The organism is Rhodovarius sp. (genome assembly GCF_040399605.1).
Lineage (GTDB): Bacteria > Pseudomonadota > Alphaproteobacteria > Acetobacterales > Acetobacteraceae > Rhodovarius > Rhodovarius crocodyli_A.
On sequence record NZ_JBBARU010000046.1, the window covers coordinates 1,443 to 27,994 of the forward strand.

Consider the following 26,552-nt stretch of genomic DNA (forward strand, 5'->3'; position numbering starts at 1 on the left):
GCCGCCACCGCCACTGCCCGATGGCGTGCTGCCGCCCCCGCCACCGCCGCTGCCTGAGCCGCCAAGGCCGGAAGCCACGCCGCCCGAGCCGCCGCCGCCCGAACCGCAGCCGAGCGAAACGCCGCCATCGCAGCCCAGCCCGGAAGCGCCGCGCGCCGCCCCTACCCCGCCACCGCCTCGCCCCGAGCCTGCCGCCCGCCCGCCCCGCCCGGCCACCCCGCGGCCAGCGCAGCCCCCACCGCCACGGCCCAGCCAGCAAGCCGGCCCAGCCCAGCCAGCCCAGGCGCCGCCGGCGCAACCCGGCGGCGCGGCCCTGGCACTCGGCGCCACATCCGCGCCCAGCCTCGACCCCGGCTGCACCAATCCACCGCCGGTCTATCCCGCCAATTCCCGCCGGGCCGGTGAGGAGGGTGTGGTGCAGATCGTGGTGACGATTGGCGCGAATGGCCGCGCCATCGCCGCGCAGATTGCAGCCTCAAGCCGCTCCGCCGCGTTGGATGAGGCAGCGCGGCGGGCAGTGCTCGGCTGGTGCTATCGACCGGCCTTGCGCAATGGTGAACCTGTTCAGGGCCAGGTCGCGACCAATATCCGCTTCACGCTGCAATAGGGAAATCTGCCATGGTCAAGCTGGATGTCATCACCACCAGGGGTGGCGATGGGGGGGAAACCTCGCTGGGCGATGGTTCACGCGTGCGCAAGGACGCGCTGCGGGTGGAGGCGTATGGCACCGTTGATGAGGCGAATTGCGCCATTGGGCTGGTGCGCCTGCATATCGGGGGGGACCGTGCGGCCGATGCCATGCTGGCGCGCATTCAGAATGATCTCTTCGACCTCGGCGCCGATCTTTGCGTGCCCGGGGAGGGCGCGGATAGGCTGCGCATCACCGATGGCCAATGCCTGCGGCTGGAGGAGGAGATCGGCGCGATGAATGCGGTGATCGCGCCGCTGAATTCCTTCGTGCTGCCCGGCGGCAGTCCCGGCGCGGCGCATGCCCATCTCGCCCGCACCATTGCCCGGCGGGCGGAGCGGCTGGTGGTCTCGCTGGCGGCGGCGGAGAGCGTGAACCCGCAGGCCGTGCGCTACCTCAACCGGCTGAGCGATTTCCTCTTCGTGCTGAGCCGGCGGCTGAATGATAATGGGCTGGGCGATGTGAAGTGGCTGCCCGGCGCCAGCCGGTAGCTTGCCCCCCGGCCCGCCATGCCGCACATGGCGGGCGAATGGAACTGCGCACCGCCGATTTCGATTTTGCTCTGCCTGAGGCGCTGATCGCCCAGGAACCGGCGCGGCCGCGCGATGCGGCGCGGCTGCTGGTGGTGGATGATGCGCTGCGCGATATGGCTGTGCGCGACCTGCCAGCCCTGCTCCAGCCAGGCGATCTGATGGTGGTGAATGACACCCAGGTGATCCCGGCACGGCTGGTGGCGTTTCGTGGCGAGGCCAGGATTGAGGTGATGCTCAACCGCGCCGAGGGGGGGGGCGTGTGGCATGCGCTGCTGCGCAATTCCCGCCGGCTGCGGGCGGGGGATGTTTTGCGTATTCCAGGCAGCGCAGTGACCGCGCGGGTGCTGGAGGCGCCGGAGGGTGGCGCGGCGCGGCTGGATTTCGGGGGGGATGACGCCGCCCTGGCCGAGGCGCTGGCGGCGGTGGGGGAAATTCCGCTGCCGCCCTATATCGCCCGGCCCGATGGGCCGCGCGCCACTGACAGCGCCGATTATCAGACGGCATTCGCCAGCAAGCCCGGCGCAGTGGCCGCCCCCACCGCCAGCCTGCATTTCACCCCGGAATTGCTGGCGGCTTTGGCGGCGCGGGGGGTGCAGCGGGCCGAGCTGACGCTGCATGTCGGCGCGGGCACCTTTCTGCCGCTGCGGGCAGAGAACCCGCGCGAACATCGTTTGCATGCGGAATGGGGGGAGGTTACGCCCGAAGCGGCGGCGGCCATCAATTTGGCGCGGGCCGAGGGGCGGCGCATCATCGCCGTGGGCACCACGGCGCTGCGCCTGCTGGAGGCGGCGACGACGGGCGAGCATGCCGTGCCGGTCCGGCCATTTCGCGGTTTGACAGAGATTTTTCTGCTGCCGGGGCATCGCTTCACCACGGCTGATCTGCTGATGACCAATTTCCATTTGCCGAAATCCACCCTGCTGATGCTGGTCAGCGCCTTTGCCGGCACGGCGCGGATGCGCGCGGCCTATGCGCATGCGGTGGCGGCGGGGTATCGGTTTTTCAGCTATGGTGATTCCTCGTTGCTGACCCTGACGGGTGCGGCCAGATAAGGGGTTGGGAGTTTGAGTTTAGGTTGGGCTTGCGCCGGATGTGATGGCGCCGCGCGGGCGGGCATGCTGCACACCGCGCATGGCGATGTGCCCACCCCGGTCTTCATGCCCGTGGGCACGGCCGGCACGGTGAAGGGAATGACGGCGGATGCCGTGCGCTCCACCGGCGCGCGCATCGTGCTGGGCAATACCTATCACCTGATGCTGCGCCCTGGGGCCGAGCGGGTGGCGCGGCTGGGCGGGCTGCACAAGATGATGGATTGGCCCGGGCCCATCCTGACCGATAGCGGCGGCTTTCAGGTGATGAGCCTGTCAGGCTTGCGGAAAATGGATGCGGATGGGGTGACCTTCCAATCGCATATTGATGGCGCGAAGCACCGCCTCACCCCCGCACGCAGCATCGAGATCCAGCATTTGCTCGATGCCACCATCACCATGAGTTTTGATGAATGCACCCCCTTCCCCGCCACCCATGAGGAGGCGGCTAAATCCATGCGCATCTCGATGGATTGGGCGGCGCGCGGGCGGGAGGCTTTTGTGCCGCGCGAAGGCTATGGGCTTTTTGGCATCGTGCAGGGCTCCACCTATGCCGATTTGCGCGCTGAGAGCGTAAAGGCGCTGACCGATATTAGCTTTGAGGGCTATGCGGTGGGGGGGCTCGCGGTGGGTGAGGGGCAGCAGATGATGTTCGACACGCTCGATGTCACCGTGCCGCTGATGCTGCATGACAAGCCGCGCTATTTGATGGGCGTGGGCACGCCCGATGACCTGCTGGGCGCGGTGGCGCGGGGGATCGACATGTTCGATTGCGTCATCCCCACCCGTTCGGGCCGGATGGGCCGGGCCTATACCTCGGGGGGCGTGCTGAATATGCGCAATGCCCGCCATGCCGATGATGCGGGGCCGCTGGACCCCGAATGCGATTGCCCGGCCTGCACAAGGCATAGCCGCGCCTATATCCACCATTTGATCAAGGCCGAGGAGATGTTGGGCCCCATGCTGCTGACCTGGCACAATATCCGCTATTATCAGCGGCTGATGCAACGCATGCGCAATGCCATTCTGGCCGGCCGCCTGGCCGAGGAATCGGCCGCCATCCGCGCCGGATGGGCCGCGGCATGAAGCGCGCGACCAAGACCCAGACCAAGGGACTGACCATGCTGGGCGCGCCCACGCCCATGCCAACCAACCCCGATGAGGCGGTGCTGGAGCGGGTGCCCAATCCGCATGCCGATATTGCCTTTTGCATTCGGTTTGTGGCGCCGGAATTCACCTCGCTCTGCCCGCTCACCGCGCAGCCGGATTTTGCCCATCTGGTGCTGGATTACGTGCCCAATAAATGGATTGTGGAGAGCAAGTCGCTCAAGCTCTATCTGGCCAGCTTTCGCAATCACGGGGCCTTTCATGAGGCTTGCACCATTGATATCGCCCGGCGGATCAATGCCTTGCTGGCGCCGGCCTGGCTGCGGATTGGTGGCTATTGGTATCCGCGCGGGGGCATTCCCATTGATGTGTTCTGGCAAACCGGGGTGCCGCCCAAGGGGGTGTGGATTCCGGACCAGGGCGTGCCGGGCTATCGCGGCCGGGGCTGAGGCGGCGGCAAGGGTACTGGCCGCGCTGCGGGGCAGGAGCAGACAACGCTGCCATCGGCGAGGCGGTTGGCCACGGTGGGTTCATCGCAATGCGGGCAGAGGATGGGGGTCATTGCCGTTCTCCCTGTTTGGGCAGCGGGCGCATGGCGCGCAGGCGTTGGGCCAGGAGCGGCTGGGCGGCGTGTTCGGCCAGCAGGGCGGCTTCCTCCCGCGCGGCTTCGAAGCCCAGGCGGTAGCCCTCATAGGTGGCGGTATCGAGATTTTTGGCGATGGCTTTGGCGATGCTGTCTGGCATGGCGCTGATCTGCGGCCGCTGGGGCTGGGCTGCAAGGGGCCGATGGTGTGTTAGCAGGCTGCTGAAAAGCGCTGATGGCAGAGGAAAAGAGCGAAAGGGCTTTGCCCTTTCGCGCTCTCACACCAGGAAAATGATTTTCCTGGACCTTTGGATAATATTAGAGCCAACAATTCATCGAAGGTGCAGGAAACTCGTCGACATATATGTCGACCCTGCTGGGGTGCTCGAGGGGCAAAGCCCCTCGATCTTGCTGTCGCTCCCTATTCGTTTTTCGATAGCCTGCTAGGCTTTGGAAAGGAAACAACCAGGAATAGCCATGCGTCGCGCGCGCCGCGCCGCCATGAACCGCCGCAAATTTGTGGCAGCCGCATCGATGATTCCGCTGGTTGCGCGGGCCCAGGGCACCTGGCCGGAGCGGCCCATCCGCGCCTTCGTGCCCTTCGCCCCCGGCACCGCGACGGATAATCTGGCCCGCGTAGTGATCGAGCCGATGGGGGTAGCACTTGGCCAGCCGATTGTGATTGAGAACCGGGCCGGCGCCGGGGGCGCGATCGGCGCGCAGGCGGCGGCCAGGTCAGCGCCGGATGGCTATGCGCTGCTTTTCGGCTCGGCCACGACGCAGGCGGCCAATGTCTCGCTGATCCGCAACCTGCCTTATGATCCGGCGCGGGATTTTTCGCCCATTTCGCGCCTGGCCCATATTGCCCAGGTGCTGGTGGTGCATCCTTCGGTGCCGGCGCAGACGGTGCAGGAATTCGTCGCCTGGCTGCGGGCCAATCCGGGAAAGAATTTTGCCTCTGCCTCCTCGGGCAATCTCGCCCCGGCTGCCTTTCTGGTGAAGCGGCTGGGGCTGGAGGCCCAAGGCGTCACCTATCGTTCGCCACCGCAGGCGCTGACCGATGTGATGGCGGGCGTGGTGCCCTTCATGTTTATCGATATGTCGGCGGTGCTGGGCCATGTGCGGGCTGGCGCGGTGCGGGCGCTGGCGGTGACGTCGGCCACGCCATCGGCGCTGCTGCCCGAGGTGCCGCCCCTGGCCGCCACGGTCCTGCCGGGCTTTGAATTGCTCACCTGGATGGGTCTTTATGGCCCGGCCGGCCTGCCCGAGGCGATGGTGAACCGGCTGAATGCCGAGGCCCGCGCCGCGCTGGCGCGGCCGGAGATTATCCAACGCCTGCTGGCGATGGGGTTTGAGGCGCGGTCCAGCACGCCCGCAGAATTGGGCGAATTCAACCGCAGTGAAATAGAAAAATGGCGCGGCCTGGTGGCCGAGACCGCAATGGAGGTGACCTGATATGATGCAACGCCGCACCCTGCCCCTGCTTGCCTTGGCCATGCCAGCCTTCGCACAGGATGCCTATCCCAGCCGCACCATCAGTGCCGTCACCGGTTATGCGCCCGGGGGGGTGACCGATGTGGTCAGCCGTGCCGTGGCCGCGCGGATGGCGCAGGAACTTGGCACTACAATTGTGGTGGAAAATCGCGTGGGTGCCGCCACCGCCGTGGCCAATACCCATGTCGCCCAGGCGAGGCCGGATGGCTACACGCTGCTCATGGGCACCTCCACGCTGGCCATCAACCCGGCCTTGCAGCCCAACCTCACGCCGCGCGACCCGGCGCGGGAGTTGGCGCCGGTGGGCATGGTGTTCCGCAGCCCCTTCGTGCTGCATGTCCATCCCTCGCTGCCCATCCATAATATGGCGGAGTTTCTGGCCTATGCCCGGGCCAATCCGGGGCGGCTGAATATTGGCAGCTCGGGCACTGGGGCTGTGAACCATTTGAGCCAGGCGCTGCTGGTGGCGCGCACCGGGGTGGAGCTGGTGCATGTGCCCTTCCGCGGCGGCGCGCCGGGGCTGTTGGAACTGCGCGCCGGGCGCATTCAGGGCATGTTCAACGCGACGCAGGAGGCCCAGCCGGTGGTGCGCGAGGGGGCGACCCGCGCGCTTGGCGTGACCAGCCGGACTCGCATTCCCACCCTGCCCGATGTGCCGCCCATCGCCGATACCGTGCCGGGCTATGAGGCGCTGTTCTGGCAGGGGCTCTTCGCCCCCGCCGGCACGCCCGCACCCATCATGACCCGGCTGGAAGCGGCCTTGCGCGTTGCCACCACCGACCCTGCCTTGGTCAGCCGCATGGCCGAGCAGGGGGTGGAGATGGTCTCGGGCGGCGCGGATGACCTGCGCGCGCTACTGGCGCGGGAGCTGGTGAGCTGGGCCGAGGTGATCCGCGGCCAGAACATTCGCGCGGAGTAGTCAGGACACATCTTGGCCGATACTGTGTTGGCCAAGAAAAACCACAGGGAGACGTTGATGCTTGGCCTGATGCAAGAGCACCCGCTGCTCGTATCCTCCATCCTGACCCATGCGGCGAAGCATCATCGCGGATCGAAGCTGGTCAGCGTGGATGCAGCCGGGGCGGTGACACGCTCCACCTACCCCGCCATGGCCGTGCGCGCGGCACAATTGGCGCATGCCCTGGCCCGGCTGGGGGTGCGGCGGGGCGAGCGGGTGGCGACGCTGGGCTGGAACACCGCGCCGCATATGGAGGTGTATTACGCTGCCTCCGGCATGGGGGCGGTGCTGCACACGGTCAATCCGCGGCTGTTTCCCGACCAGATCGCCTATATTCTGAACGATGCCGCCGATGTGGCGCTGTTTGTCGATGCCTCGCTGCTGCCGGGGCTGATGGCGCTGGCCGAGCGCCTGCCGGAAACGCTGCGCGTGGTGGTGGTGATGGGCGAGGCCCCCCTGCCCGCGCTGCGCGTGCCCGTCGTGGGTTATGAGACGCTCATCGCCGGCGAGGACACCGAATACCCCTGGCCGCTGCTGGATGAACGGGCGGCGAGCGCGCTGTGCTATACCTCCGGCACCACGGGCGAGCCGAAGGGCGTGCTCTATTCCCATCGCTCCACCGTGCTGCATGCCATGGCGGCGGTGCAGCCCGATGTGTTTGCGCTCCGCGCGCTGGATGTGGTGATGCCGGTGGTGCCGATGTTCCACGTCAATGCGTGGGGCCTGCCCTATGCCGCGCCGATGACCGGCGCCTCGCTGGTGCTGCCGGGGCCGAGGCTGGACCCGGCCAGCCTGCATGCGCTGGTGGAGGCTGAGGGGGTAACCTTCTCGGCCGGGGTGCCGACGATCTGGACCGGGCTGCTGGGTTGGCTGCGGGCCGACCCCGCCCGACGTTTCACAGCGCCGCCGCGCCTGGTGGTGGGCGGCACGGCACTGCCGGTGGCGATCACCGCCGGGTTCCAGAAGGAATACGGCGTGCCCATCCTGCATGCCTGGGGCATGACCGAGATCAGCCCGCTGGGCAGCGTGAACACCCGCAAGGCGGAGAATGCCCATTGGTCGGATGAAGAATTCCTGGCCTATTCGCGCAAGCAGGGAAGGCCGCAATTCGGCGTGGATTTGCGGGTGCTCGATGCCGCTGGTGCGCCCATTGCCGAGGATGATTTGGCCTTTGGCGAATTGCAGGTGCAGGGGCATTGGGTGGCCAGCGGCTATTTCAATCGCCCCGGCGATGAGGCCTTTACCGCCGATGGCTGGATGAAGACCGGCGATGTGGTGACGGTGGACGCGCTCGGCTCCATCGAGATCGTTGACCGGGCGAAGGATGTCATCAAATCGGGCGGCGAATGGATCAGCTCGATCACGCTGGAAAATCTGGCGCTGGCGCATCCGGATGTGCAACTCGCCGCCGTCATTCCGGCGCATCACCCCAAATGGGATGAACGCCCGCTGCTGCTGGTGGTGCGCAAGCCGGGCACGACCCCCGATGCCGCCTCCATCCTGTCCATCTATGAGGGCAAAGTGGCGAAGTGGTGGGTGCCCGATGGGGTGGAATTCGTCGACTCGCTGCCGCTCACCGCCACCGGAAAACTCTGGAAGGCAGAGATGAAGAAGCAGTGGAAAGACTTTTCTTTCGGTAGCTGACGCGGATTTGTGCAAATCCGGTACCGCATGACGATTCCTCCGCCTTTGCCCGCTTGCCGGCAGCGCCTGGGCGTTCTTTGCTTGTGCCGTCCGAGAGGGAGATCTCCATGCGTCTGAAATTTCTGGCCGCCGGCCTGGCTGCCATGTTGGCCAGCCAGGCAGAGGCCCAACAGCCCCGCGTGCTGCGCATCGCCATGACGGCGGCCGATGTACCGACCACCACGGGCATGCCCAATAACGGCTTCGAGGGTATGCGCTTCCTCGGCTACCCGGTGTTTGAGGCGCTGACCCTGTGGGACCTCTCCAGCGCTGAGCGCCCGGCCACGCTGCGGCCCGGCCTGGCCGAAAGCTGGGAGCAGGACCCGGCAGACCCGCAAAACTGGATCTTCCGCCTGCGTCAGGGCGTGACCTTCCATGACGGCACGCCCTTCAATGCGGATGCCGTGATCTGGAACATGGATCGCTTCTTCCGCAATGACAGCCCGCAATTCGAGGCGGCGGGCAGCGCAATTTCCCGCGCCCGCGTGCCGATCCTGGAGAGCTACCGTAAGATCGATGACCGCACGATCGGCATGCGGACCAACCGCGTGGCGTCGTATTTCCCTTATATGGTCGTCTATCTGCTGATGACCTCGCCGCAGAGCTTCGAGCAGGCCGGGCGGGATTGGGCGCGTGTGGCGGCCCTGCCGCCGGCTGGCACCGGGCCCTTCCGCCTCAGCCGCTTCGTGCCGCGCACCTCGGCCGAGTTGACCCGCAATGATGGCTATTGGGACCGGGCACGGGTGCCGCGCCTGGACCGCGTGGTGCTGCTGCCCATGCCTGAGGCGACGACGCGCCTCGCCGCCCTGCGCTCGGGCCAGGTGGACTGGATTGAGGTGCCGCCGCCCGACGGCATTCCGAGCCTGCGCGCCGCAGGCTTCACCATCACCACCGGCAGCTATCCGCATGTCTGGCCCTGGATGCTGCAGACCGGCGGCGATAGCCCGCTGGCCGATGTGCGGGTGCGCCAAGCGCTGAATTATTGCGTGGACCGCTCGGGGCTGGTGGCCTTTCTCAATGGCACGGCCGAACCTTCAGTGGGCTGGCTGAAGCCTTCGGACCCGAATTTCGGCAGCCCACAGAACCGCTATACGTTTGATGCCGCGCGCGGCCGGCGCCTGCTGGCCGAGGCGGGTTACAATGCCCAGCGGCCGCTGAGCTTCAAGGTGATGATCTCCACCTCGGGTTCGGGCCAGATGCTGCCGCTGCCGATGAATGAATACATGCAGCAGAACCTGCGCGAGGCCTGCGGCGTGAATGTGACCTTCGAGGTGACGGAGTGGAACACGCTGCTCGGCGCCACCCGCGCCGCACCCGGCGCGCCCATCCTGGCGGGCTCGGTGGCGCTGAACCCCTCCTCGCCCTCGTCTGACCCCTCGGTCGCGGCGCGTTACTTCCTGCAGGCCTTCGTGCCGCCCAATGGCTTCAATTGGCCGCAATTCCGCGATGACCAGTTCGAGGCTGCCTTCTCGCGGCTGGAAAGGGCCACCACGCCGGCGGAATTCAACGCCGCTTATGCCGCAGCGCATGAGCGCCTGGTGGATAATCCCCCCTGGCTCTACATCGTGCATGACCTGAACCCGCGGGCGATGAGCCGCAGGGTGCGTGGCTTTGTCAGCGCGCAATCCTGGTTCATCGATCTGGTGACTTTGGACGTGCAGTGATGCGGTAGGCTCTGGCTGCGCGCCAGGGCGGTTAGAGAGTGGAATGGGCCCGGGGCGATGCCGCCTCGGGCCTATTTTTTGGCGTGGCGCGCAAAGGCGGGGGCGATGCTTGACGCCGCCGCCGGCTGGGGCAGGCTGGCCTTGGGCGCCAATTCGGAGGAACAACCATGCAGCCATCGAAACTCGGCACCGGGGTGGGGGCGCCCATGCGGCGCGTAGAGGATGGGCGCTTCCTGCGCGGCCGAGGCCGCTATGTGGATGACATGCCCGCCGCTGATGCCGCCCGCATGGTGCTGCTGCGCTCACCTTACCCGCATGCCCGGCTGCTGCGGGTGGATGCCATGGCGGCGCGCGCCATGCCGGGCGTGCTGCTGGTGCTCACCGCGGCCGATATCACCGAATTGGGCGTGCTGCGCTGCGTGACGCCGCGCCATAGGCGGGATGGCCAACCGCTGACCCAGACGCCCTGGCGCATGCTGGCTGGCGACACGGTGCGATATGTCGGCGACCCGGTGGCCTGCGTGGTGGCGGAAACCCTGGCACAGGCGCAGGACGCGGCCGAGGCGATTGCGGTGGATTATGCGCCTCTGCCGGCGGTGACCGCTTCCATCGAGGCGGCCGCCCCGGATGCGCCGGAGCTATGGCCGGGGCTGATCCCGGGCAATGAGAGTTTTCTCTTCCGGCTGGGCGATGCCGCGGCGGTGGAGCGCGCCATGGCGCAGGCGGCGCATGTTGTGCGCCTGCCCTTTCGCGTCACCCGGGTTTCCGCCAATCCGCTGGAGCCGCGCAACCTTCTGGCCAGCTATGATGCCGCCGAGGAGCGCTATACGCTGGTGACCGGCACGCAATTGCCGCATGTGATGCGCAATGAGATTGCGGAATTCGCGCTGGGTATTCCCACCAACCGGCTGCGGATCATCTCGCCAGATGTCGGCGCCGGCTTTGGCATGAAGGAGAGCCCCTTCCCCGAGCATGTGCTGGCGCTGCATGCCGCCCGGCTATTGCACCGGCCGGTGCGCTGGACCGCCACACGCAGCGAGAGTTTTCTGTCCGATACCCATGCGCGGGACAATGACAGCCTGGCCGAGCTGGCGCTGAGTGCCGAGGGGGATTTTCTGGGGCTGCGGGTCACCACCCTGTGCAATCTGGGCGCTTATCTCGCCTGGCAGGGGGCGGTGAGCAGCACCAATAATGTCGGCGGGCTGGCGGGGGTTTACCGCACCCCGGCTATTTGTACCGAGGTGCGCGGCATTTTCACCAATACCCAACCCACCGCGCCCTATCGCGGCGCCGGCCGGCCGGAGGCGATTTACGCCATCGAGCAATGCATCGACCTGGCCGCGCAGGAGATGGGGCTGGACCGGGTGGCGCTGCGCCAGCGCAACCTGATCCAACCGGGGCAAATGCCGTTTCAGACCGGGCTCGATTATCGCTATGACAGCGGGGATTTCCCCAAAAACATGGCCATGGCGCTGGCGGCGGCTGATTGGGCGGGGTTTGCCGCGCGGCGCGCCGAGAGCGAGGCGCGAGGCCGACTGCGCGGCATCGGCATCGCCAATGCCATTGAGAGCGCTGGCGGGCCGCATCGCAACCCGATGGAGGAGGCCGCCGAAATCCGCTTTGACAGCGGGGGCAGCGTGACGCTGCTGATGGGCAGCCATAATCACGGCCAGGGGCATGAGACGGTGTTCCGGCAGATTGCCAGTGAACGATTGGGCATTCCGCCCGAGCGCATCCGCTTCATCTGCGGTGATACCGAGACGGTGACGCATGGCCGCGGCACCATAGGCTCGCGCAGCATGATGGCCGGCGGTGGCGCGCTGGTGGCGGCGGCGGCGCGCATTGTGGAGCGCGGCAAGCGGCTGGCGGCGCATTTTCTGGAGGCCAGCGAAGCGGATATCGAATTCGCGGCCGGCGAATTTCGCGTCGCCGGCACTGATAAGGGCATTGGCATTGAGGCGCTGGCCAAGCGCAGCTATGTGCCCGGCGCGCTGCCGAAGGGCGAGGAGTTGGGGCTTTCAGCCCTGCTCATCAACCGCCCAGGCGACGCCACCTTCCCCAATGGCTGCCATATCGCTGAGGTGGAGATCGACCCCGAGACGGGTGAATGCACGCTGCTGCGCTATCTGGTGGTGGATGATGTCGGCACGGTGATCAACCCGCTGCTGCTGAAGGGGCAGATCCATGGCGGCGTGGCGCAGGGCTTTGGCCAGGTCTTTGGCGAAAACATCATCTACCAGAATGGCCAATTGCTCACCGGCAGCTTTGCCGACTACCCGATGCCGCGGGCCAGCGATTTTCCGCCGCTGAGCGTGCTGTCCAACCCGCAGCCGACGGCGAGCAATGTGCTGGGCGTGAAGGGTGCGGGCGAGGCCGGCACGGTGGGCGCGCTGCCGGTGCTGATGAGCGCTGTGATGGACGCGCTGCGCCCTCATGGCGTGACTTGGCTGGATATGCCGGCTACGCCAGAGCGTGTGTGGCGGGCGCTCAACAACGAGCGCGAGGCCCGGGCCACATAACCGCCGGTGTTTGGCGCTCAGTACAAAGGCCGCTGGGGCGATAATGGACGGCGAAACCGCCCATTATCAGGGATGGTTCGGCTCAGGCCTCGTCGTCAGCCGCAACTTCCGGCTTCGGGCCGCTATCGAGGCCCTTGGCTGCCACATCGCGCTCGACGAGCTCGATCACCGCCATGGTCGCCGCATCGCCATAGCGGATGCCGGCCTTCAGCACGCGGGTATAGCCGCCATTGCGCGCCTTGTAGCGCTCGGCAATGGTGGTGAAGAGCTTGTCCACCACTTTCTCGTCCATGATCTGCGCATAGGCCTGGCGGCGCGCATGCAGGCCGCCGCGCTTGCCGAGCGAAATGATCCGCTCGACATAGGGGCGCAGCTCCTTGGCCTTGGGCAGCGTGGTGGTGATCTGCTCATGCTTGAGCAGCGAGGTCGCCATGTTGCGGAACATGGCAGCCCGGTGAGTGGAGGTGACGCCAAGCTTACGATTGGCCATACCGTGACGCATAGTGAAAGCTCCTTAGTCCGCTCGGATCAGAACGGCTCTTCAATCTTCTTGGCGAGGTCTTCGACATTCTCAGGCGGCCAGCCGGTAACCGACATACTAAGGCCCAGGCCCATCGAGGCCAGCACTTCCTTGATTTCGTTCAACGACTTGCGGCCGAAATTCGGCGTCCGCAGCATTTCCTGCTCGGATTTCTGAACGAGATCACCGATATAGACGATGTTGTCATTCTTCAGGCAATTGGCGGAGCGCACGCTCAGCTCCAGCTCATCCACCTTGCGCAGCAGGTTGCGGTTGAAGGGCAGGTCATCCTGCACATCTTCCACCACGCGCTGGCGAGGCTCGTCGAAATTGATGAAGAGCTGCAGCTGGTCCTGCAAAATGCGCGCGGCAACGGCCACGGCATCATCAGGCGCCACTGTACCGTCCGTCTCCACATCGAGCACCAGGCGGTCATAATCGGTGACCTGGCCCACGCGGGTGGGCTCCACGCGATAAGCGACGCGGCGCACGGGGGAATAGATGGCGTCGATGGGGATGAAGCCGATGGGCGCATCTTCCGGCCGGTTCATCGCCGCGGGCACATAGCCGCGGCCAACCTGCACGGTGAATTCCATGTTCAGCGTGGCGCCGTCATCGAGCGTGCACAGAACCAGATCGGGGTTCGCAACCTCGATATCGCCCGTGGTCTGAATCTGGCCGGCAGTCACCTCGCCCGGGCCCTTGGCGGTGAGGTTCAGCCGCTTGGGGCCTTCACCAGGCATACGGATGGCCAACTGCTTCACGTTCAAGACGATATCGGTCACGTCTTCACGCACACCGTTGATGCTGCTGAACTCATGCAACACCCCGTCGATGCGGATGCCAGTGACGGCAGCGCCTTGCAGGGAGGAGAGCAGGACGCGACGAATCGCATTCCCCAACGTCATGCCAAAGCCGCGCTCGAGCGGCTCGGCCACGACGGTGGCGGTGCGGTTGGGGTCAGCCCCAGGCTCCACATCCAGCCGCTCGGGCCGGATAAGGGAACGCCAATTGCGTTCGAGCATGGTTTCAGTCTCCAAGTGTTGCGCGGTGGGCGGGCGAAAGGCTGAACGGTGCGGCCACAAGGGCCGCGCAGCGATCAGACCCGCCGGCGCTTACGCGGGCGGCAACCATTGTGCGGGATGGGCGTCACGTCCTTGATGGAAGTGACGTAGAAGCCCACGGATTGCAGGGCACGCAGCGCGCTCTCGCGGCCCGAACCAGGGCCGCTCACCATGATCTCCAGCGTTTCCATCCCGTGTTCGCGGGCCTTCTTGCCGGCATCCTCGGCGGCCATCTGGGCTGCATAGGGCGTGCTCTTGCGGCTGCCCTTGAAGCCCTGCGTGCCCGAGGAGGACCAGGAGATCGCGTTGCCCTGAGCGTCGGTGATGGTCACGATGGTGTTGTTGAAGGTGGCGAGCACATGGGCCACGCCGGAAGAAATATTCTTCCGTTCCTTCTTGCGCGGGCGAGAGCCACCGGCGGTTGCTGCACGTGCCATATTACTTCGTCACCTTCTTCTTGCCGGCGATGGCCACAGCCTTGCCCTTGCGAGTGCGCGCATTGGTATGCGTGCGCTGACCGCGAACCGGCAGGCCACGGCGATGGCGCAGGCCGCGATAGGCCGCCATATCCATCAACCGCTTAATATTCATCGCCACTTCACGGCGAAGGTCACCCTCCACGCGGTGGTCACGGTCGATCGTTTCACGCAGCTTGCCGATTTCCTCATCGGTGAGCTGGTTGACACGGCGCTCAGCCGGGATGCCCAGCTTCTCGCAGATGTCCTTGGCGTTTTGAGGGCCAATGCCAAAGATATAGCGCAGCGAGATCAGCACGCGCTTGTTCGTGGGGATATTCACGCCGGCGATACGCGCCACTGGGCTGCTCCTGTCTCAAAGTCTTGCGGTGGGGGCCCAATGGCCCGCCACCGTTTTGGAATGGGTTAAAACAACAATGCGGCGCGCAAGCGCCGTTGCCTAAAGAAGCGGGGCACTACACCCCGATGGAAGAAGAGTCAACGCCACCTTCACGGTTTCACGATAGAAGACAGCGCGGCGAAGACGATATCCATCGCCGCCATGCCATCCACGGCAGAAAGCTTGCCCTGTGCCCCGTAGAAGGGCAGCAGGGGCGACGTCTGCCGGTGGTAGGCAGCCAGCCGCGCAGCAACCGTCTCGGCCTTGTCATCAGCCCTGCGGCTGAATTCGGCGCCACCACAATTGTCGCAGACGCCGATGGTTTTGGGCGTTTTGAACGTATCATGATAGCCAGCGCCGCATTGCACGCAGGTGTAGCGGCCGGAAATCCGGCCCACCAATGCGGCGTCATCCACCTTCAACTCGATCACATGGTCGAGCCTGATGCCCTTCTCCGCCAGCATGCGGTCCAGCGCCTCGGCCTGCGGCACGGTGCGCGGGAAGCCATCAAGGATGAAGCCATTGGCCGCATCCGCCTGGCCAACGCGGTTGGCTAGCATGGCGGTGATGATGGCATCGGGGACGAGATCGCCGCGCTCCATAATCGCACGAGCCTCAAGCCCAATCGGCGAACCGGCCTTGACCTCGGCGCGCAGCATATCGCCGGTCGAGATCTGCACTAGGCCGAAGGACCCCTCCAGGCGCTTGGCCTGGGTGCCCTTGCCCGCGCCCGGCGGGCCCAACAGGATCAAGTTCATCACCGCGCACCACCCCTTTGGCCTCGGCCGCCGAGGCGAGCCTTTTTGATCAGACCTTCATATTGGTGCTGGAACAAGTGCGATTGCACCTGTGCCACCGTATCCATCGTGACGGTCACAATGATAAGCAACGATGTACCGCCAAAATAGAACGGCACGCCGTAATTCGAGATTAGCAACTCAGGAATAAGGCAAACAACCGAGAGATAAATCGCACCAACCGCAGTAAGCCTGGTTAACACGCGATCAAAATACTCAGCGGTGTTGGCCCCAGGGCGAATACCGGCGACAAAACCGCCATACTTCTTCAGGTTATCAGCGGTCTCCACCGGGTTAAAAACCACAGCAGTGTAGAAAAACGAGAAGAAAATAATCATAGCCAGATACAGGGACATATAGGCCGGCATGCCATGGGCAAGCTGATTGGCGACCCATTGCAGCCAGGTATCCGCCGTAGCATCCGTACTAAAGCCCGCCACAGTCGCTGGCAGCAGCAGAAGAGACGAGGCAAAGATGGGCGGGATAACGCCCGCCGTGTTCAACTTAAGCGGCAGATGCGTGCTTTCACCACCCGTCATCCGGTTGCCGACCTGGCGCTTAGGGTATTGCACCGGGATGCGCCGCTGCGCCCGCTCCACGAATACCACCAGCGCGATGACCGCCAAAGCGGCAGCGACAAAGAACAGGATAAAGAAGGTGGAGAGCGCGCCAGTCCGGCCGAGTTCGAGCAATGAAATCAGCGCGGAGGGCAAGTTCGCCACAATGCCGGCAAAGATGATCAGCGAAATCCCGTTACCAACGCCGCGGGCTGTCACCTGCTCACCCAACCACATCAGGAACATGGTGCCACCCACCAGGGTGATCACGCAGGAGAGCCGGAACATCATTCCAGGGTCCATCACCGCTGCTCCGGCAGCGCCACGAACACTCTCGAGGCCCACGGCAATGCCATAGGCCTGCACGATCGCAATCGCCAAAGTCAGGTAGCGGGTATATTGATTGAGCTTCTTACGGCCGCTCTCGCCCTCTTTCTTCAGCGCCTCCCAGGAGGGAATCGCTGCCGACATCAGCTGCACGATGATCGAAGCAGAGATATAGGGCATGATATTGAGCGCAAAGACGGTCATCCGCCCAAGCGCGCCGCCGGTGAACATGTCGAACATGCCCAAAATGCCGCCGCCATGCTGGCGCAGCATCTCACCCATCACCGCCGCATCGACGCCCGGCACCGGCACATAGCTGCCAATGCGATAGACAATGAGCGCGCCGAGGGTAAACCAAAGGCGGTTCTTGAGTTCGGTTGCCTTGGCCAGCACACCGAAGTTCAGACTGGACGCGAGTTGCTCAGCCGCCGAGGCCATCGCCTAATCCCCATGAAAACGGCGCCCAGACATCAAGCCGGGCGCCGCCCCATATTACCGCATACCTCGCGCGAATGCGCGAGGTGAAAACCTCACGCCTCCGGCGCTGCTTCCGCAGGCGCGTTCAGCAAGGTGATCGTGCCACCCGCGGCTTGGATAGCCGCGATCGCCGTTGCCGAAGCACCGGAGACGGTGATGTTGACCGCGCGAGAAATATTGCCCTGGCCGAGCAGCCGAACGCCGGCCAGCCGAGCCTGCGAGCGCACAACGCCCGCAGCCTTCAGCATGGTCTCATCCAAAGGCTGGTCACCGGGCAGACGACCTTCGCTGATCGCCTTATCCAGCGCGCCAATATTGAGCGGAGCATATTCCTTGCGGAAAATGTTAACAAAACCGCGCTTGGGCAGACGCCGATAAATCGGCAGCTGGCCACCTTCAAACCCGTTCAGCGAGACGCCGGTACGGGCCTTCTGGCCCTTCACGCCGCGGCCAGAGGTCTTGCCCTTGCCCGAGCCGATACCACGACCGATGCGCTTGAACTTGGGGCGCGCACCCTCGTTATCCTTGAGTTCGTTCAGTTTCATCTTACGACTCTACCTTGATGAGGTGCGCGACCTTCTTGATCATGCCGCGGACACTGGGGGTGTCCTCGAGCGTGCGCACCCGATTCATCTTGTTGAGGCCGAGGCCGATCAGCGTCTCGCGCTGGCCAGGCTTGCGGCCAATGGGCGAACCAGTCTGGCGCACCGTGACGGTGGCCTTTGCTTCATCAGACATTGGCACCCTCCGCCGCAGGCTCATCGCCCTTCTTCGTGCCGAGCAGATCGCCCACCTTCTTGCCACGGCGGCTGGCCACGCTGCGCGGGCTGGCGGCACGCGCCAAGCCGGCGAATGTCGCCTTCACCATGTTATGGGGGTTGGTGGTGCCGGTGCACTTGGCCACGACATCGCCCATCCCCAGCGTCTCGAACACGGCGCGCATCGGGCCACCGGCAATGATGCCGGTACCGGCAGGCGCTGCCCGCAGATAGACGCGCCCGGCGCCGAATTCACCCACCACATCATGGTGCAGGGTACGGCCCTCGCGCATCGCCACGCGGATCATGGTACGCTTGGCCCGCTCAGTGGCCTTGCGGATTGCCTCCGGCACCTCGCGCGCCTTGCCAGCGCCCCAGCCCACACGGCCCTTCTGATCACCCACCACGACCAGCGCAGCGAAGGAGAAGCGACGGCCACCCTTCACCACCTTGGCCACACGGTTGATCGTGACCAGCTTGTCCTTCAGGTCATCGCCCTGCTCGGTCTGCTGTTGGCGGTTATCGTCGCGGCGGCCGCGGCCACGGCCACGACCCTCGCGCTCACCACCACCTTCGCCACCGCTGCGCGGTTCACGTGCCATATCGAATGCCCCTTAGAATGCCAACCCGCCTTCGCGGGCGGCATCGGCCAGCGCTTTCACGCGGCCATGGTAGAGATAGGGACCGCGATCGAAGACCACGGCCGAAATGCCAGCCGCCAGGGCGCGCTCGGCCACCAGCTTGCCAACGGCCACCGCCGCATCCTTGTCCGCGCCGGTCTTCAGCGCCTCGCGCATCGGCTTCTCGAGCGAGGAGGCGGCCGCAAGCGTGCGCCCCGCCACATCGTCGATAACCTGAGCGTAGATGTGCTTGCCCGAACGAAATACCGACAGACGCGCGCGCCCACCGGATTTCTGGCGGATCTGATAGCGAAGACGGGCGCGACGCCGGGCTTCGAGGTCGAGTTTCTTCAGGGCCATTACTTCTTCTTACCCTCCTTGCGGAGGATCTGCTCGTTCTCGTACTTCACGCCCTTGCCCTTATAGGGCTCGGGACCGCGATAACCACGGATTTCCGCGGCAACCTGGCCGACCTGGCGCTTGTCCATGCCTTCCACCTTGATGGCCGTGGGCTTCTCGCAGGTGATCTTGATGCCCTGAGGAACCGTGTAACGGATCTCATGGCTATAGCCGAGGTTCAGAACCAATTCGGGGCCCTGCACGGCAGCGCGATAACCGGTGCCGGTGATTTCCATGGACTTGGTGAAGCCCACGGACACACCCTTCACCATGCCATTGATAAGGCTGCGGGTGGTGCCCCACATGGTCCGGCTCTGCCGGTCCTTGCCGCGGGGCTTCACCGCAACCGTGCCCGGCGCGATTTCAAGTTCCACCGACTCGGAGACCGGCATGCTGAGTTCGCCCAGCTTGCCCTTCGCCACCAGCGTGCTGCCCTGCAGCGCCAAGGTGACGCCGGCAGGAACAGGCACGGGATATTTGCCAACGCGTGACATTCTGCTGGCCCCCTTAGAACACGCGCGCCAGCACTTCGCCGCCAACATTGGCAGCCCGTGCTTCAGCGTCGCTCATCACGCCCTTCGGCGTGGACAGGATGGAAATACCAAGGCCCGAGTAGAATTTCGGCAGCTCCTTGATCTTGGAATAAACCCGGCGCCCAGGCTTGGACACGCGGCTCACTTCCTTGATGGCGGGCTCGCCCTCAGAATATTTCAACTCGATCTCCAGCTGGGAGACGCCGGCACGAAGCTCGGACACCTTCCACGCACGGATATAACCCTCGCGCTTGAGAACCTCGAGCACATCCGCCTTGAGGCGGCTGGCCGGGGCCACGCAGCGCGACTTGCGAGCATGCTGGGCATTGCGGATGCGGGTGAGCAGGTCACCCACGGGATCGGAAAGCGACATGTGGTGCTCTCCTCCTTACCAGCTGGCCTTGACCACACCGGGCAGCTGCCCGCTGTTGGCCATGGACCGAAGCATATTTCGGCTGAGCTTGAACTTGCGGTAATTGCCACGCGGGCGGCCGGTCAATTCGCAGCGCAGACGCACACGAACCTTGGCGCCGTTGCGCGGCAATTGCGCGAGCTTGATGGTCGCCTCAAAGCGCTCCTCAATGGGCGCCTCGCGGTCCATCACCACGCTCTTCAATGCCGCACGCTTCTTGGCATGCGCCTCAGAGAGCTTCTCGCGGCGGTTGTTCTTCTCGACGGACGAAGTCTTCGCCATATCGTGTCTATCCTCCGGAACCTGCGGGCAAAGGCCCGCGGTTTTCCAATTGCCTCAGTTCGTGAAGGGAAGTTCAAACGCCTTGAGCAGCGCCTTGGCTTCCTTATCGGTCTTCGCGGTCGTGACGAACACGATGTCCATGCCGCGAACGGCCTCGACCTTGTCGTACACGATCTCGGGGAACACAATCTGCTCCTTCAGGCCCATAGCGTAATTGCCGCGGCCGTCGAAGCCCTTATTCCCCGCAAGACCACGGAAATCACGCACGCGCGGCAGCGCGATGGTCACCAGACGGTCGAGAAACTCGAACATCCGGACACTGCGCAGCGTCACCTTGCAGCCGATCGCCTGGCCCTCGCGGATCTTGAAGCCCGCGATCGCCTTCTTCGCCTTGGTCCGCACCGGCTTTTGACCGGAGATCAGCATCATCTCGCCAACAGCGCTGTCGAGCTTCTTCTGATCGCCAGCAGCTTCGCCGACGCCCATATTGATGACGATCTTCGTCAGCTTCGGCACTTCCATCGGGTTCGTGTAACCGAACTCCTCGATGAGTTTCTTCCGCACCGCGTCCTTATAGAACGTGGCCAGACGCGGCACGCCAGCGGAGGCCATCGCAGCACCGGCAGCGGCCGGAACCGTGCTCTGGCCGCGGCCCGTGCCCTCGCCCTTGACCGGGGCGCCAGCGCCGCCGCTCTTGACATTCTTTGCTGGCGCCTTGCCCTTGGCGGCGCCCTTCTTTGTCCCGCTCATGCGTCGAGAACCTCACCAGATGCCTTGTACACACGAACCTTGCGGCCGTCTTCCAGAGTCTTGAAACCAACCCGTGCCGGCTTGTCGCTCTTCGGGTCAATCAACGCGATATTGCTCAGATGGATCGGCGCTTCCTTGGTGGTGATGCCACCCGGCTTGCCCATGCCCTGAGGCTTCTCATGCTTCTTGACCAGGTGAACGCCTTGGACCAGCGCACGCGTCTCGGTCGGGAACACGCGCAGCACTTCGCCGCGCTTGCCCTTGTCACGACCGGTCAGAACGACAACGCGGTCGCCCTTCTTGATCTTGGCGGCCATGTTTACAGGACCTCCGGCGCCAGGGAGATGATCTTCATGAATTTCTTCGCCCGCAATTCACGAACCACGGGTCCAAAAATACGCGTGCCGATCGGCTCATTGGACTTGTTGATCAGCACAGCGGCGTTCTTGTCGAACCGGATGGCCGTGCCGTCGGCGCGGCGCACCGGGTAGGAGGTGCGCACGATCACCGCGCGCTCAACCGAGCCCTTTTTCACCTTACCGCGGGGAATGGCTTCCTGAACGGCCACCACAATGATGTCGCCCACCGAGGCGAAGCGGCGCTTGGAGCCGCCCAACACCTTGATGCACTGCACCCGACGCGCGCCGCTGTTGTCAGCGACCTCGAGATTGGCCTCAACGCCGATCATGCCGGAACTCCTTCAGCCGCGGCCACAAGCCCTTCGGGCTTGGCAACCGGCTCGCCATTGCGGGCGATCAGCACCCAGGTCTTCCGCTTGCTGATCGGACGGCACTCCTCGATGCTCACGAGGTCGCCCTCCTTAGCCATATTCTCTGCGTCATGCGCGGCGTATTTCTTCGAACGCCGGATGAACTTCTTGTAGAGCGGATGCATCACGCGACGCTCGACCAAGACGGTGACCGTCTTGTCCTGCTTGTCGCTGGTGACCCGCCCGGTGAGGACGCGCTTCGGCATAACCGGGGTCTCCTCTTCAGGTCTGGGGTTGGGCCGAGCGGGCGCGCTCGGTCTGGATCGTCTTCACCCGCGCGATATCGCGACGCACCGCCTTGATGCGGTTCGTGCTCTCCAACTGGCCAGTGGCCCGCTGGAAACGCAGGTTGAACTGTTCTTTGCGCAGGTCCAGCAACATGGCCTGCAGCTCATCGGCGCTCTTGGCGCGGACATCGGCAACCTTGGTCATATCAGGCGTCCCCACCCAGGCGAGCAACGATCTTGGTGCGGATCGGCAGCTTGGCGGCACCCAGCGTGAGGGCCTCCTTCGCCGTGTCCAGCGACACCCCATCGATCTCGAACATGATGCGACCAGGCTTGACCCGTGCCACCCAGAATTCCGGGGCGCCCTTGCCGGAGCCCATGCGGACTTCGGCAGGCTTGGACGAGACGGGCACATCGGGGAAGATGCGGATCCACACCCGACCCTGGCGCTTCATTGCACGGGTGATCGCGCGGCGAGCCGCCTCGATCTGCCGCGCAGTGACGCGCTCAGGTTCCAGGGCCTTGAGACCAAAACCACCGAAGGACAGACTGAAGCCAGTCCGGGCGATGCCCTTGATGCGGCCCTTATGGGCCTTACGAAAAATTGTGCGCTTCGGCTGAAGCATGACCTACATTCCTCAGCGTTGCGGCGCTTGCTCGGCGGCGCGCTTGTCCTGCGCCGACGGGTCATGCGCCATGATTTCGCCCTTGAAGATCCAAACCTTCACACCGCAGGTGCCATAGGTGGTCTTCGCCGTGGCGACGCCATAATCGATATCGGCACGGAGGGTATGCAGGGGCACACGGCCCTCGCGGTACCACTCCATGCGGGCGATCTCAGCCCCGCCCAAACGGCCGGAGCAGTTGATACGAATGCCGCCAGCGCCCAGGCGCATGGCGGATTGCACCGCGCGCTTCATCGCCCGCCGGAAGGCCACCCGGCGCTCCAACTGCTGGGCAATGCTGTCAGCCACCAAGGTGGCGTCGAGTTCAGGCTTGCGGATTTCAAGGATGTTGAGCGCAACCTCGGCACCGGCGAGCTTCGCCATGTCCTTGCGCAGAACTTCGATATCCGCGCCCTTCTTGCCGATAACGACACCAGGGCGGGCAGCGTGGATGGTCACGCGCGGCTTCTTGGCCGGACGCTCGATCACCACCTTGGCGACGCCCGCGCCCTTCAGGCGCTCCTTCAGGGCTTCGCGCAGCTTCACATCGGCATGCAGCAGCTTGGCGTAATCCCGCCCGGCGAACCAGCGGCTATCCCAGGTGCGGTTGATGCCGAGCCGAAGCCCGATCGGATTGACTTTGTGACCCATATTACGCGGCTTCCTGCGAAACGGCCTGCTCGGCGACCACAATCTTCAGATGGCTGAACCACTTCTCGACCTGGGCGGCCTTACCGCGGCCACGGGCCATGAAGCGCTTCATCACCATGGCGCGGCCAACCTCGGCGCGGCTCACCACAAGGCGATCCACATCGAGCTGATGGTTGTTCTCGGCATTGGCGATGGCGCTTTCCAGCGTCTTGCGCACGGTGACAGCGATGCGGCGCTTGCTGAAGGTCAGCTGCGCGATCGCATCCTGCGCCTTTGCGCCACGAATGGTCTGCGCCACCAGGTTCAACTTCCGCGGCGAGACGCGGATATTGTAGGTGATGGCCAGCGCCTCGGTCTCGGCGACCGAGCGGAGATGTTTCGGCTTGCTCATACTAGCCCCGCTTCGCTTTCTTGTCCGACGAGTGGCCGGTGAAGGTGCGGGTCGGCGAGAATTCGCCGAACTTATGCCCCACCATATTTTCGGTCACCTGAACGGGCAGATGCTTCTTACCGTTGTAGACGCCAAAAGTGAGGCCCACAAATTGCGGCAGGATCGTGCTGCGGCGCGACCAGATTTTGATGATCTCGTTGCGGGTGGATGCACGAGCGGCATCCGCCTTGGCGAGGAGGTATCCGTCCACGAACGGACCTTTCCATACGCTGCGCGGCATTGATCAGCCCTTCGTCGCGTTGCGGCGGCGCACGATCAGTCGATCGGTCCGCTTGTTGTTACGGGTCTTGGCGCCCTTGGTGGGCTTGCCCCACGGGGTCACTGGGTGGCGGCCACCCGAGGTGCGGCCTTCACCGCCACCATGGGGGTGGTCAACCGGATTCATCACCACACCGCGGTTATGGGGCTTGAAGCCCATCCACCGCATGCGGCCGGCCTTGCCGAATTCCTGGTTGCTGTTGTCGGGGTTGGACACGGCACCAATGGTGGCCATGCACTCGGCGCGCACGGTGCGCACCTCACCCGATTGCAGCTTCAGCTGGGCATAGCCCGTATCCTTGCCGACCAGCTGGCAGAAGGTGCCGGCCGAGCGGGCAATCTTCGCACCGGCGCCAGGCTTCAACTCAATATTGTGAACGATGGTGCCAACCGGGATATTGCCCAGCGGCATCGCATTGCCCGGCTTGATGTCGGCGCGCTCGGCGGCGATGACGGTGTCACCCACCTTCAGGCGCTGCGGCGCAATGATATAGGACAGCTCGCCATCAGCATATTTCAGCAGCGCGATGAAGGCCGTGCGGTTCGGGTCATACTCAAGCCGTTCGACCGTGCCGGGCACGTCAAACTTGCGGCGCTTGAAGTCGATGATCCGGTAGGATTGCTTGTGCCCGCCCCCACGGAACCGCACCACGATACGGCCGTGATTGTTACGGCCGCCATGGCTGTGCTGGCCCTCGGTCAAACCCTTGACGGGCTTGCCCTTCCAGAGCTCCGAGCGGTCGATCAGCACCGTGCCGCGAAGGCTGGGCGTAACCGGGTTGAAATTCTTCAATGCCATGGAATTACGAAAGCCCCGTCGTCAGGTCGATGCTCTGGCCTTCGGCCAGCTTGACCATTGCCTTCTTCCAGTCCGAGCGAATACCAGGGCGGCCCTTGAACCGCTTAGTCTTGCCCTTCACCACGATGGTGTTGACCGCCAGCACGGTCACACCGAACAGGCCTTCAACCGCCTGCTTGATGTCCGGCTTGGTCGCCGTGAGCGGCACCTTGAAGACAACCTGGCCGCTCTCGGAGAGCGCGGTCGCCTTTTCCGTCACCAGCGGCGAGAGGATGGTTTGATACATCTTCTCCTTGCTGATGCGCGGCGCGGCCTTCGGCTTTGAAAATGTAGCGCTCATGCCAGGCGCTCCTTCAGGGCTTCGACGCCGGCGCGGGTGACCGCGAGCACGTCGTGCTTGAGGATGTCATACACATTGGCGCCCATGGTCGGGATGGCCTGCATGTAAGGGATGTTGCGGAAGCTGCGGTCAAAGCCCGCATCCACCGTCACATCCACCACCAGGGCCGACTTCCAGCCCAAGGCCTTGACCTTCTTGGCCATGGCGGCGGTCTTGGCTTCGGCGGGCGCCGCATCCAGGATCACCAGCTTGCCCTCGGCCGCCTTCTGGCTCAGCGCCGAGATTAGGCCCAGGCGACGCACCTTCTTGTTCAGCGAATAGCCGTGGTCGCGCACGACCGGGCCATGCACCACGCCACCCTTGCGGTATTGCGGCGCGCGCAGCGAGCCCTGGCGGGCGTTACCCGTGCCCTTCTGGCGGTAAGGCTTCTTGGTGGTGCCGGAGACCTCACCCATGCCCTTGGCCTTGTGGGTGCCAGCGCGACGCTTGGCGAGCTGCCAATGCACCACGCGCGCCATGATATCCGGACGCGGGGCTTGCGCGAACAGATCATCCGGCAGGTCGAGCTCGCCGACCTCGGCATTGTCCAGCGAAATGACTTTGACTTGCATCGAACTATTCCTCAGGCCACGCCGGCCGGGAACGGAGCATCCGCATGGCGGGTCAGCTTTACAGCATCCTTCACCAGCACATAGCCGTTCTTGCCGCCGGGAATGGCGCCCTTGATCAGCAGCAGGCCACGCTCGAGATCAACGCCAGCAACCGTGAGGTTCTGCGTGGTGATCCGCTCATAGCCCAGATTGCCGGCCATCTTCTTGTTCTTGAAGGTCTTGCCGGGGTCCTGGCGGTTACCAGTCGAACCATGCGAGCGGTGCGAGATCGACACACCATGCGATGCCTCGAGGCCGGCGAAGTTCCAACGCTTCATGACGCCAGCAAAGCCCTTGCCGCGGCTCATGCCGGTGACATCGACCTTCTGGCCAGGCACAAAATGCGCGACAGAGAGCTTGGTGCCCAGTTCGAGCGAGGCATCAGCGCCCACCCGGAACTCGACCACCTTGCGCGGCGCCTCGCTGCCAGCCTTGGCAAAATGGCCCTTATTGGCCTTGGTGACATTCTTCGGCTTCGCCCTGCCAATGCCGAGCTGCACCGCCTCGTAACCATCCGTACCGGTGGTCCGCTTGGCGATCACGCGCACATCGTCGAGGTGGAGCACGGTGACAGGCACGGTGGTGCCGTCATCATGGAACAGCCGGGTCATCCCCAGCTTGCGGGCGATAAGCCCCGTGCGGCCGGTCTTGGCCATATTGGTCGAAGCCATAGTCGGGCGTCCTTAGATCTTGATCTCGACGTCCACGCCGCTGGCCAGGTCGAGCTTCATCAGCGCGTCCACGGTCTGCGGGGTGGGGTCGACGATATCGAGCAACCGGCGATGGGTGCGGATTTCGAACTGCTCGCGGCTTTTCTTATCGACATGCGGCGAGCGGTTGACGGTGAAGCGTTCGATCTGCGTCGGCAGCGGGATGGGCCCGCGCACCTGCGCACCGGTCCGCTTCGCGGTCTGCACGATTTCCTTCGTGCTGCCATCCAGCACGCGGTGATCGAACGCCTTGAGGCGGATGCGGATATTTTGGCTGTCCATGGTGCGTGCGCTCAGTTCGAGATCGAAGCGACGACGCCAGCGCCCACAGTCCGGCCACCCTCACGGATGGCGAAACGCAGGC

The 26,552-nt window shown here is 64.6% G+C and carries 39 protein-coding genes; 10 read left to right on the forward strand and 29 right to left on the reverse strand.

The features are described from left to right. The 5 genes from ABWP84_RS12210 to queF form a co-directional block, all read left to right on the forward strand. Positions 1 to 607, forward strand: a 607-nt coding sequence (locus ABWP84_RS12210) for an energy transducer TonB (protein ID WP_353212311.1), incomplete at its 5' end; no start/stop codon positions are given. A gap of 11 nt (positions 608 to 618) precedes the next feature. Beyond that, positions 619 to 1,179, forward strand: coding sequence for a cob(I)yrinic acid a,c-diamide adenosyltransferase (locus ABWP84_RS12215; RefSeq protein ID WP_353212312.1), 561 nt, complete (start codon positions 619 to 621; stop codon positions 1,177 to 1,179). 38 nt (positions 1,180 to 1,217) lie between these two features. Next, entirely contained in the window at positions 1,218 to 2,273 is a 1,056-nt protein-coding gene (gene queA, locus ABWP84_RS12220; protein WP_353212313.1) for a tRNA preQ1(34) S-adenosylmethionine ribosyltransferase-isomerase QueA, read from the forward strand. A gap of 63 nt (positions 2,274 to 2,336) precedes the next feature. Continuing rightward, the gene (gene tgt, locus ABWP84_RS12225; RefSeq protein ID WP_408904267.1) at positions 2,337 to 3,395 is read left to right on the forward strand and encodes a tRNA guanosine(34) transglycosylase Tgt; all 1,059 of its coding nucleotides are present in this window, start codon (positions 2,337 to 2,339) and stop codon (positions 3,393 to 3,395) included. Then, positions 3,392 to 3,865, forward strand: a complete 474-nt coding sequence (gene queF / locus ABWP84_RS12230; protein WP_353212315.1) for a preQ(1) synthase — start codon at positions 3,392 to 3,394, stop codon at positions 3,863 to 3,865. The genes tgt and queF overlap by 4 nt, the downstream gene beginning before the upstream one ends. Before the next feature lie 109 nt (positions 3,866 to 3,974). On the opposite strand, the gene ABWP84_RS12235 is transcribed toward queF, so the two are convergent. Continuing rightward, positions 3,975 to 4,160, reverse strand: coding sequence for a hypothetical protein (locus ABWP84_RS12235; RefSeq protein WP_353212316.1), 186 nt, complete (start codon positions 4,158 to 4,160; stop codon positions 3,975 to 3,977). A 316-nt stretch (positions 4,161 to 4,476) separates the two neighbouring features. On the opposite strand from ABWP84_RS12235, the gene ABWP84_RS12240 reads away from it, so the two are divergent. The 5 genes from ABWP84_RS12240 to ABWP84_RS12260 all read left to right on the forward strand — a co-directional run bounded on the left by ABWP84_RS12240 (position 4,477) and on the right by ABWP84_RS12260 (position 12,317). Then, entirely contained in the window at positions 4,477 to 5,454 is a 978-nt protein-coding gene (locus tag ABWP84_RS12240; RefSeq protein WP_353212317.1) for a tripartite tricarboxylate transporter substrate-binding protein, read from the forward strand. 1 nt (position 5,455) lies between these two features. After that, positions 5,456 to 6,412, forward strand: a complete 957-nt coding sequence (locus ABWP84_RS12245; protein WP_353212318.1) for a tripartite tricarboxylate transporter substrate-binding protein — start codon at positions 5,456 to 5,458, stop codon at positions 6,410 to 6,412. Positions 6,413 to 6,481: 69 nt separating this feature from the next. After that, entirely contained in the window at positions 6,482 to 8,095 is a 1,614-nt protein-coding gene (locus ABWP84_RS12250; protein WP_353212319.1) for a long-chain-fatty-acid--CoA ligase, read from the forward strand. Between the two features lie 107 nt (positions 8,096 to 8,202). Beyond that, complete coding sequence (locus tag ABWP84_RS12255; RefSeq protein ID WP_353212320.1) at positions 8,203 to 9,798, forward strand: ABC transporter substrate-binding protein; 1,596 nt, start codon at positions 8,203 to 8,205, stop codon at positions 9,796 to 9,798. A 167-nt stretch (positions 9,799 to 9,965) separates the two neighbouring features. Continuing rightward, entirely contained in the window at positions 9,966 to 12,317 is a 2,352-nt protein-coding gene (locus ABWP84_RS12260) for a xanthine dehydrogenase family protein molybdopterin-binding subunit (protein ID WP_353212321.1), read from the forward strand. Positions 12,318 to 12,399: 82 nt separating this feature from the next. On the opposite strand, the gene rplQ is transcribed toward ABWP84_RS12260, so the two are convergent. From rplQ to ABWP84_RS12400, 28 genes are all read right to left on the reverse strand, one after another. After that, positions 12,400 to 12,819, reverse strand: coding sequence for a 50S ribosomal protein L17 (gene rplQ, locus ABWP84_RS12265; RefSeq protein WP_353212322.1), 420 nt, complete (start codon positions 12,817 to 12,819; stop codon positions 12,400 to 12,402). A gap of 26 nt (positions 12,820 to 12,845) precedes the next feature. Next, positions 12,846 to 13,862: a DNA-directed RNA polymerase subunit alpha gene (locus ABWP84_RS12270; protein WP_353212323.1), complete on the reverse strand. Its 1,017-nt coding sequence runs from the start codon at positions 13,860 to 13,862 to the stop codon at positions 12,846 to 12,848. 74 nt (positions 13,863 to 13,936) lie between these two features. After that, positions 13,937 to 14,338 carry a 30S ribosomal protein S11 gene (rpsK, locus tag ABWP84_RS12275; RefSeq protein WP_353212324.1) on the reverse strand — a complete coding sequence of 134 codons (402 nt, stop codon included), beginning with the start codon at positions 14,336 to 14,338 and terminating at the stop codon, positions 13,937 to 13,939. A 1-nt stretch (position 14,339) separates the two neighbouring features. Then, positions 14,340 to 14,717, reverse strand: coding sequence for a 30S ribosomal protein S13 (gene rpsM, locus ABWP84_RS12280; RefSeq protein ID WP_353212325.1), 378 nt, complete (start codon positions 14,715 to 14,717; stop codon positions 14,340 to 14,342). 149 nt (positions 14,718 to 14,866) lie between these two features. Next, positions 14,867 to 15,514, reverse strand: a complete 648-nt coding sequence (locus ABWP84_RS12285; protein WP_353212326.1) for an adenylate kinase — start codon at positions 15,512 to 15,514, stop codon at positions 14,867 to 14,869. Continuing rightward, a complete protein-coding gene (secY, locus tag ABWP84_RS12290) occupies positions 15,514 to 16,875 on the reverse strand; it encodes a preprotein translocase subunit SecY (protein ID WP_353212327.1) in 1,362 nt (453 codons plus the stop codon). The genes ABWP84_RS12285 and secY overlap by 1 nt, the downstream gene beginning before the upstream one ends. Positions 16,876 to 16,967: 92 nt before the next feature. Next, a complete protein-coding gene (gene rplO / locus ABWP84_RS12295) occupies positions 16,968 to 17,459 on the reverse strand; it encodes a 50S ribosomal protein L15 (protein WP_353212328.1) in 492 nt (163 codons plus the stop codon). 1 nt (position 17,460) lies between these two features. After that, positions 17,461 to 17,652, reverse strand: coding sequence for a 50S ribosomal protein L30 (gene rpmD / locus ABWP84_RS12300; RefSeq protein WP_353212329.1), 192 nt, complete (start codon positions 17,650 to 17,652; stop codon positions 17,461 to 17,463). Further along, a complete protein-coding gene (gene rpsE, locus ABWP84_RS12305; protein ID WP_353212330.1) occupies positions 17,645 to 18,274 on the reverse strand; it encodes a 30S ribosomal protein S5 in 630 nt (209 codons plus the stop codon). The genes rpmD and rpsE overlap by 8 nt, the downstream gene beginning before the upstream one ends. 12 nt (positions 18,275 to 18,286) lie before the next feature. Continuing rightward, positions 18,287 to 18,652, reverse strand: a complete 366-nt coding sequence (rplR, locus tag ABWP84_RS12310) for a 50S ribosomal protein L18 (protein ID WP_353212331.1) — start codon at positions 18,650 to 18,652, stop codon at positions 18,287 to 18,289. Further along, positions 18,652 to 19,185, reverse strand: a complete 534-nt coding sequence (rplF, locus tag ABWP84_RS12315) for a 50S ribosomal protein L6 (RefSeq protein WP_353212332.1) — start codon at positions 19,183 to 19,185, stop codon at positions 18,652 to 18,654. The genes rplR and rplF overlap by 1 nt, the downstream gene beginning before the upstream one ends. Positions 19,186 to 19,198: 13 nt before the next feature. Next, a complete protein-coding gene (gene rpsH / locus ABWP84_RS12320) occupies positions 19,199 to 19,597 on the reverse strand; it encodes a 30S ribosomal protein S8 (RefSeq protein ID WP_353212333.1) in 399 nt (132 codons plus the stop codon). 15 nt (positions 19,598 to 19,612) lie between these two features. Next, a complete protein-coding gene (gene rpsN, locus ABWP84_RS12325) occupies positions 19,613 to 19,918 on the reverse strand; it encodes a 30S ribosomal protein S14 (protein WP_353212334.1) in 306 nt (101 codons plus the stop codon). Between the two features lie 54 nt (positions 19,919 to 19,972). Then, a complete protein-coding gene (rplE, locus tag ABWP84_RS12330) occupies positions 19,973 to 20,530 on the reverse strand; it encodes a 50S ribosomal protein L5 (protein WP_353212349.1) in 558 nt (185 codons plus the stop codon). Between the two features lie 134 nt (positions 20,531 to 20,664). Then, positions 20,665 to 20,985 carry a 50S ribosomal protein L24 gene (rplX, locus tag ABWP84_RS12335; RefSeq protein ID WP_353212335.1) on the reverse strand — a complete coding sequence of 107 codons (321 nt, stop codon included), beginning with the start codon at positions 20,983 to 20,985 and terminating at the stop codon, positions 20,665 to 20,667. A 2-nt stretch (positions 20,986 to 20,987) separates the two neighbouring features. Next, positions 20,988 to 21,356 carry a 50S ribosomal protein L14 gene (gene rplN / locus ABWP84_RS12340; RefSeq protein ID WP_353212336.1) on the reverse strand — a complete coding sequence of 123 codons (369 nt, stop codon included), beginning with the start codon at positions 21,354 to 21,356 and terminating at the stop codon, positions 20,988 to 20,990. After that, positions 21,353 to 21,643 (reverse strand): 30S ribosomal protein S17, encoded by a 291-nt coding sequence (gene rpsQ / locus ABWP84_RS12345; protein ID WP_353212337.1) that lies wholly within the window; start codon positions 21,641 to 21,643, stop codon positions 21,353 to 21,355. The genes rplN and rpsQ overlap by 4 nt, the downstream gene beginning before the upstream one ends. A 16-nt stretch (positions 21,644 to 21,659) precedes the next feature. Further along, positions 21,660 to 21,869, reverse strand: a complete 210-nt coding sequence (gene rpmC, locus ABWP84_RS12350) for a 50S ribosomal protein L29 (RefSeq protein ID WP_353212338.1) — start codon at positions 21,867 to 21,869, stop codon at positions 21,660 to 21,662. 1 nt (position 21,870) lies between these two features. Further along, positions 21,871 to 22,290: a 50S ribosomal protein L16 gene (gene rplP / locus ABWP84_RS12355; protein WP_353212339.1), complete on the reverse strand. Its 420-nt coding sequence runs from the start codon at positions 22,288 to 22,290 to the stop codon at positions 21,871 to 21,873. Between the two features lie 12 nt (positions 22,291 to 22,302). Then, positions 22,303 to 22,980: a 30S ribosomal protein S3 gene (gene rpsC / locus ABWP84_RS12360; protein ID WP_353212340.1), complete on the reverse strand. Its 678-nt coding sequence runs from the start codon at positions 22,978 to 22,980 to the stop codon at positions 22,303 to 22,305. A 1-nt stretch (position 22,981) separates the two neighbouring features. Continuing rightward, positions 22,982 to 23,371, reverse strand: coding sequence for a 50S ribosomal protein L22 (gene rplV / locus ABWP84_RS12365; RefSeq protein WP_353212341.1), 390 nt, complete (start codon positions 23,369 to 23,371; stop codon positions 22,982 to 22,984). A 1-nt stretch (position 23,372) separates the two neighbouring features. After that, positions 23,373 to 23,651 (reverse strand): 30S ribosomal protein S19, encoded by a 279-nt coding sequence (gene rpsS, locus ABWP84_RS12370; protein ID WP_353212342.1) that lies wholly within the window; start codon positions 23,649 to 23,651, stop codon positions 23,373 to 23,375. Positions 23,652 to 23,654: 3 nt separating this feature from the next. Then, positions 23,655 to 24,488, reverse strand: coding sequence for a 50S ribosomal protein L2 (gene rplB, locus ABWP84_RS12375; protein WP_353212343.1), 834 nt, complete (start codon positions 24,486 to 24,488; stop codon positions 23,655 to 23,657). A 4-nt stretch (positions 24,489 to 24,492) separates the two neighbouring features. Continuing rightward, positions 24,493 to 24,828 carry a 50S ribosomal protein L23 gene (locus ABWP84_RS12380; RefSeq protein ID WP_353212344.1) on the reverse strand — a complete coding sequence of 112 codons (336 nt, stop codon included), beginning with the start codon at positions 24,826 to 24,828 and terminating at the stop codon, positions 24,493 to 24,495. Further along, on the reverse strand, positions 24,825 to 25,439 hold the full coding sequence (rplD, locus tag ABWP84_RS12385; RefSeq protein ID WP_353212345.1) for a 50S ribosomal protein L4: 615 nt from the start codon (positions 25,437 to 25,439) through the stop codon (positions 24,825 to 24,827). The genes ABWP84_RS12380 and rplD overlap by 4 nt, the downstream gene beginning before the upstream one ends. A gap of 11 nt (positions 25,440 to 25,450) precedes the next feature. Further along, entirely contained in the window at positions 25,451 to 26,149 is a 699-nt protein-coding gene (gene rplC, locus ABWP84_RS12390) for a 50S ribosomal protein L3 (RefSeq protein ID WP_353212346.1), read from the reverse strand. A gap of 12 nt (positions 26,150 to 26,161) precedes the next feature. Then, on the reverse strand, positions 26,162 to 26,470 hold the full coding sequence (rpsJ, locus tag ABWP84_RS12395) for a 30S ribosomal protein S10 (RefSeq protein ID WP_353212347.1): 309 nt from the start codon (positions 26,468 to 26,470) through the stop codon (positions 26,162 to 26,164). A gap of 11 nt (positions 26,471 to 26,481) precedes the next feature. Continuing rightward, on the reverse strand, positions 26,482 to 26,552 hold a 71-nt coding region (locus ABWP84_RS12400; RefSeq protein ID WP_353212350.1), incomplete at its 5' end, for a hypothetical protein.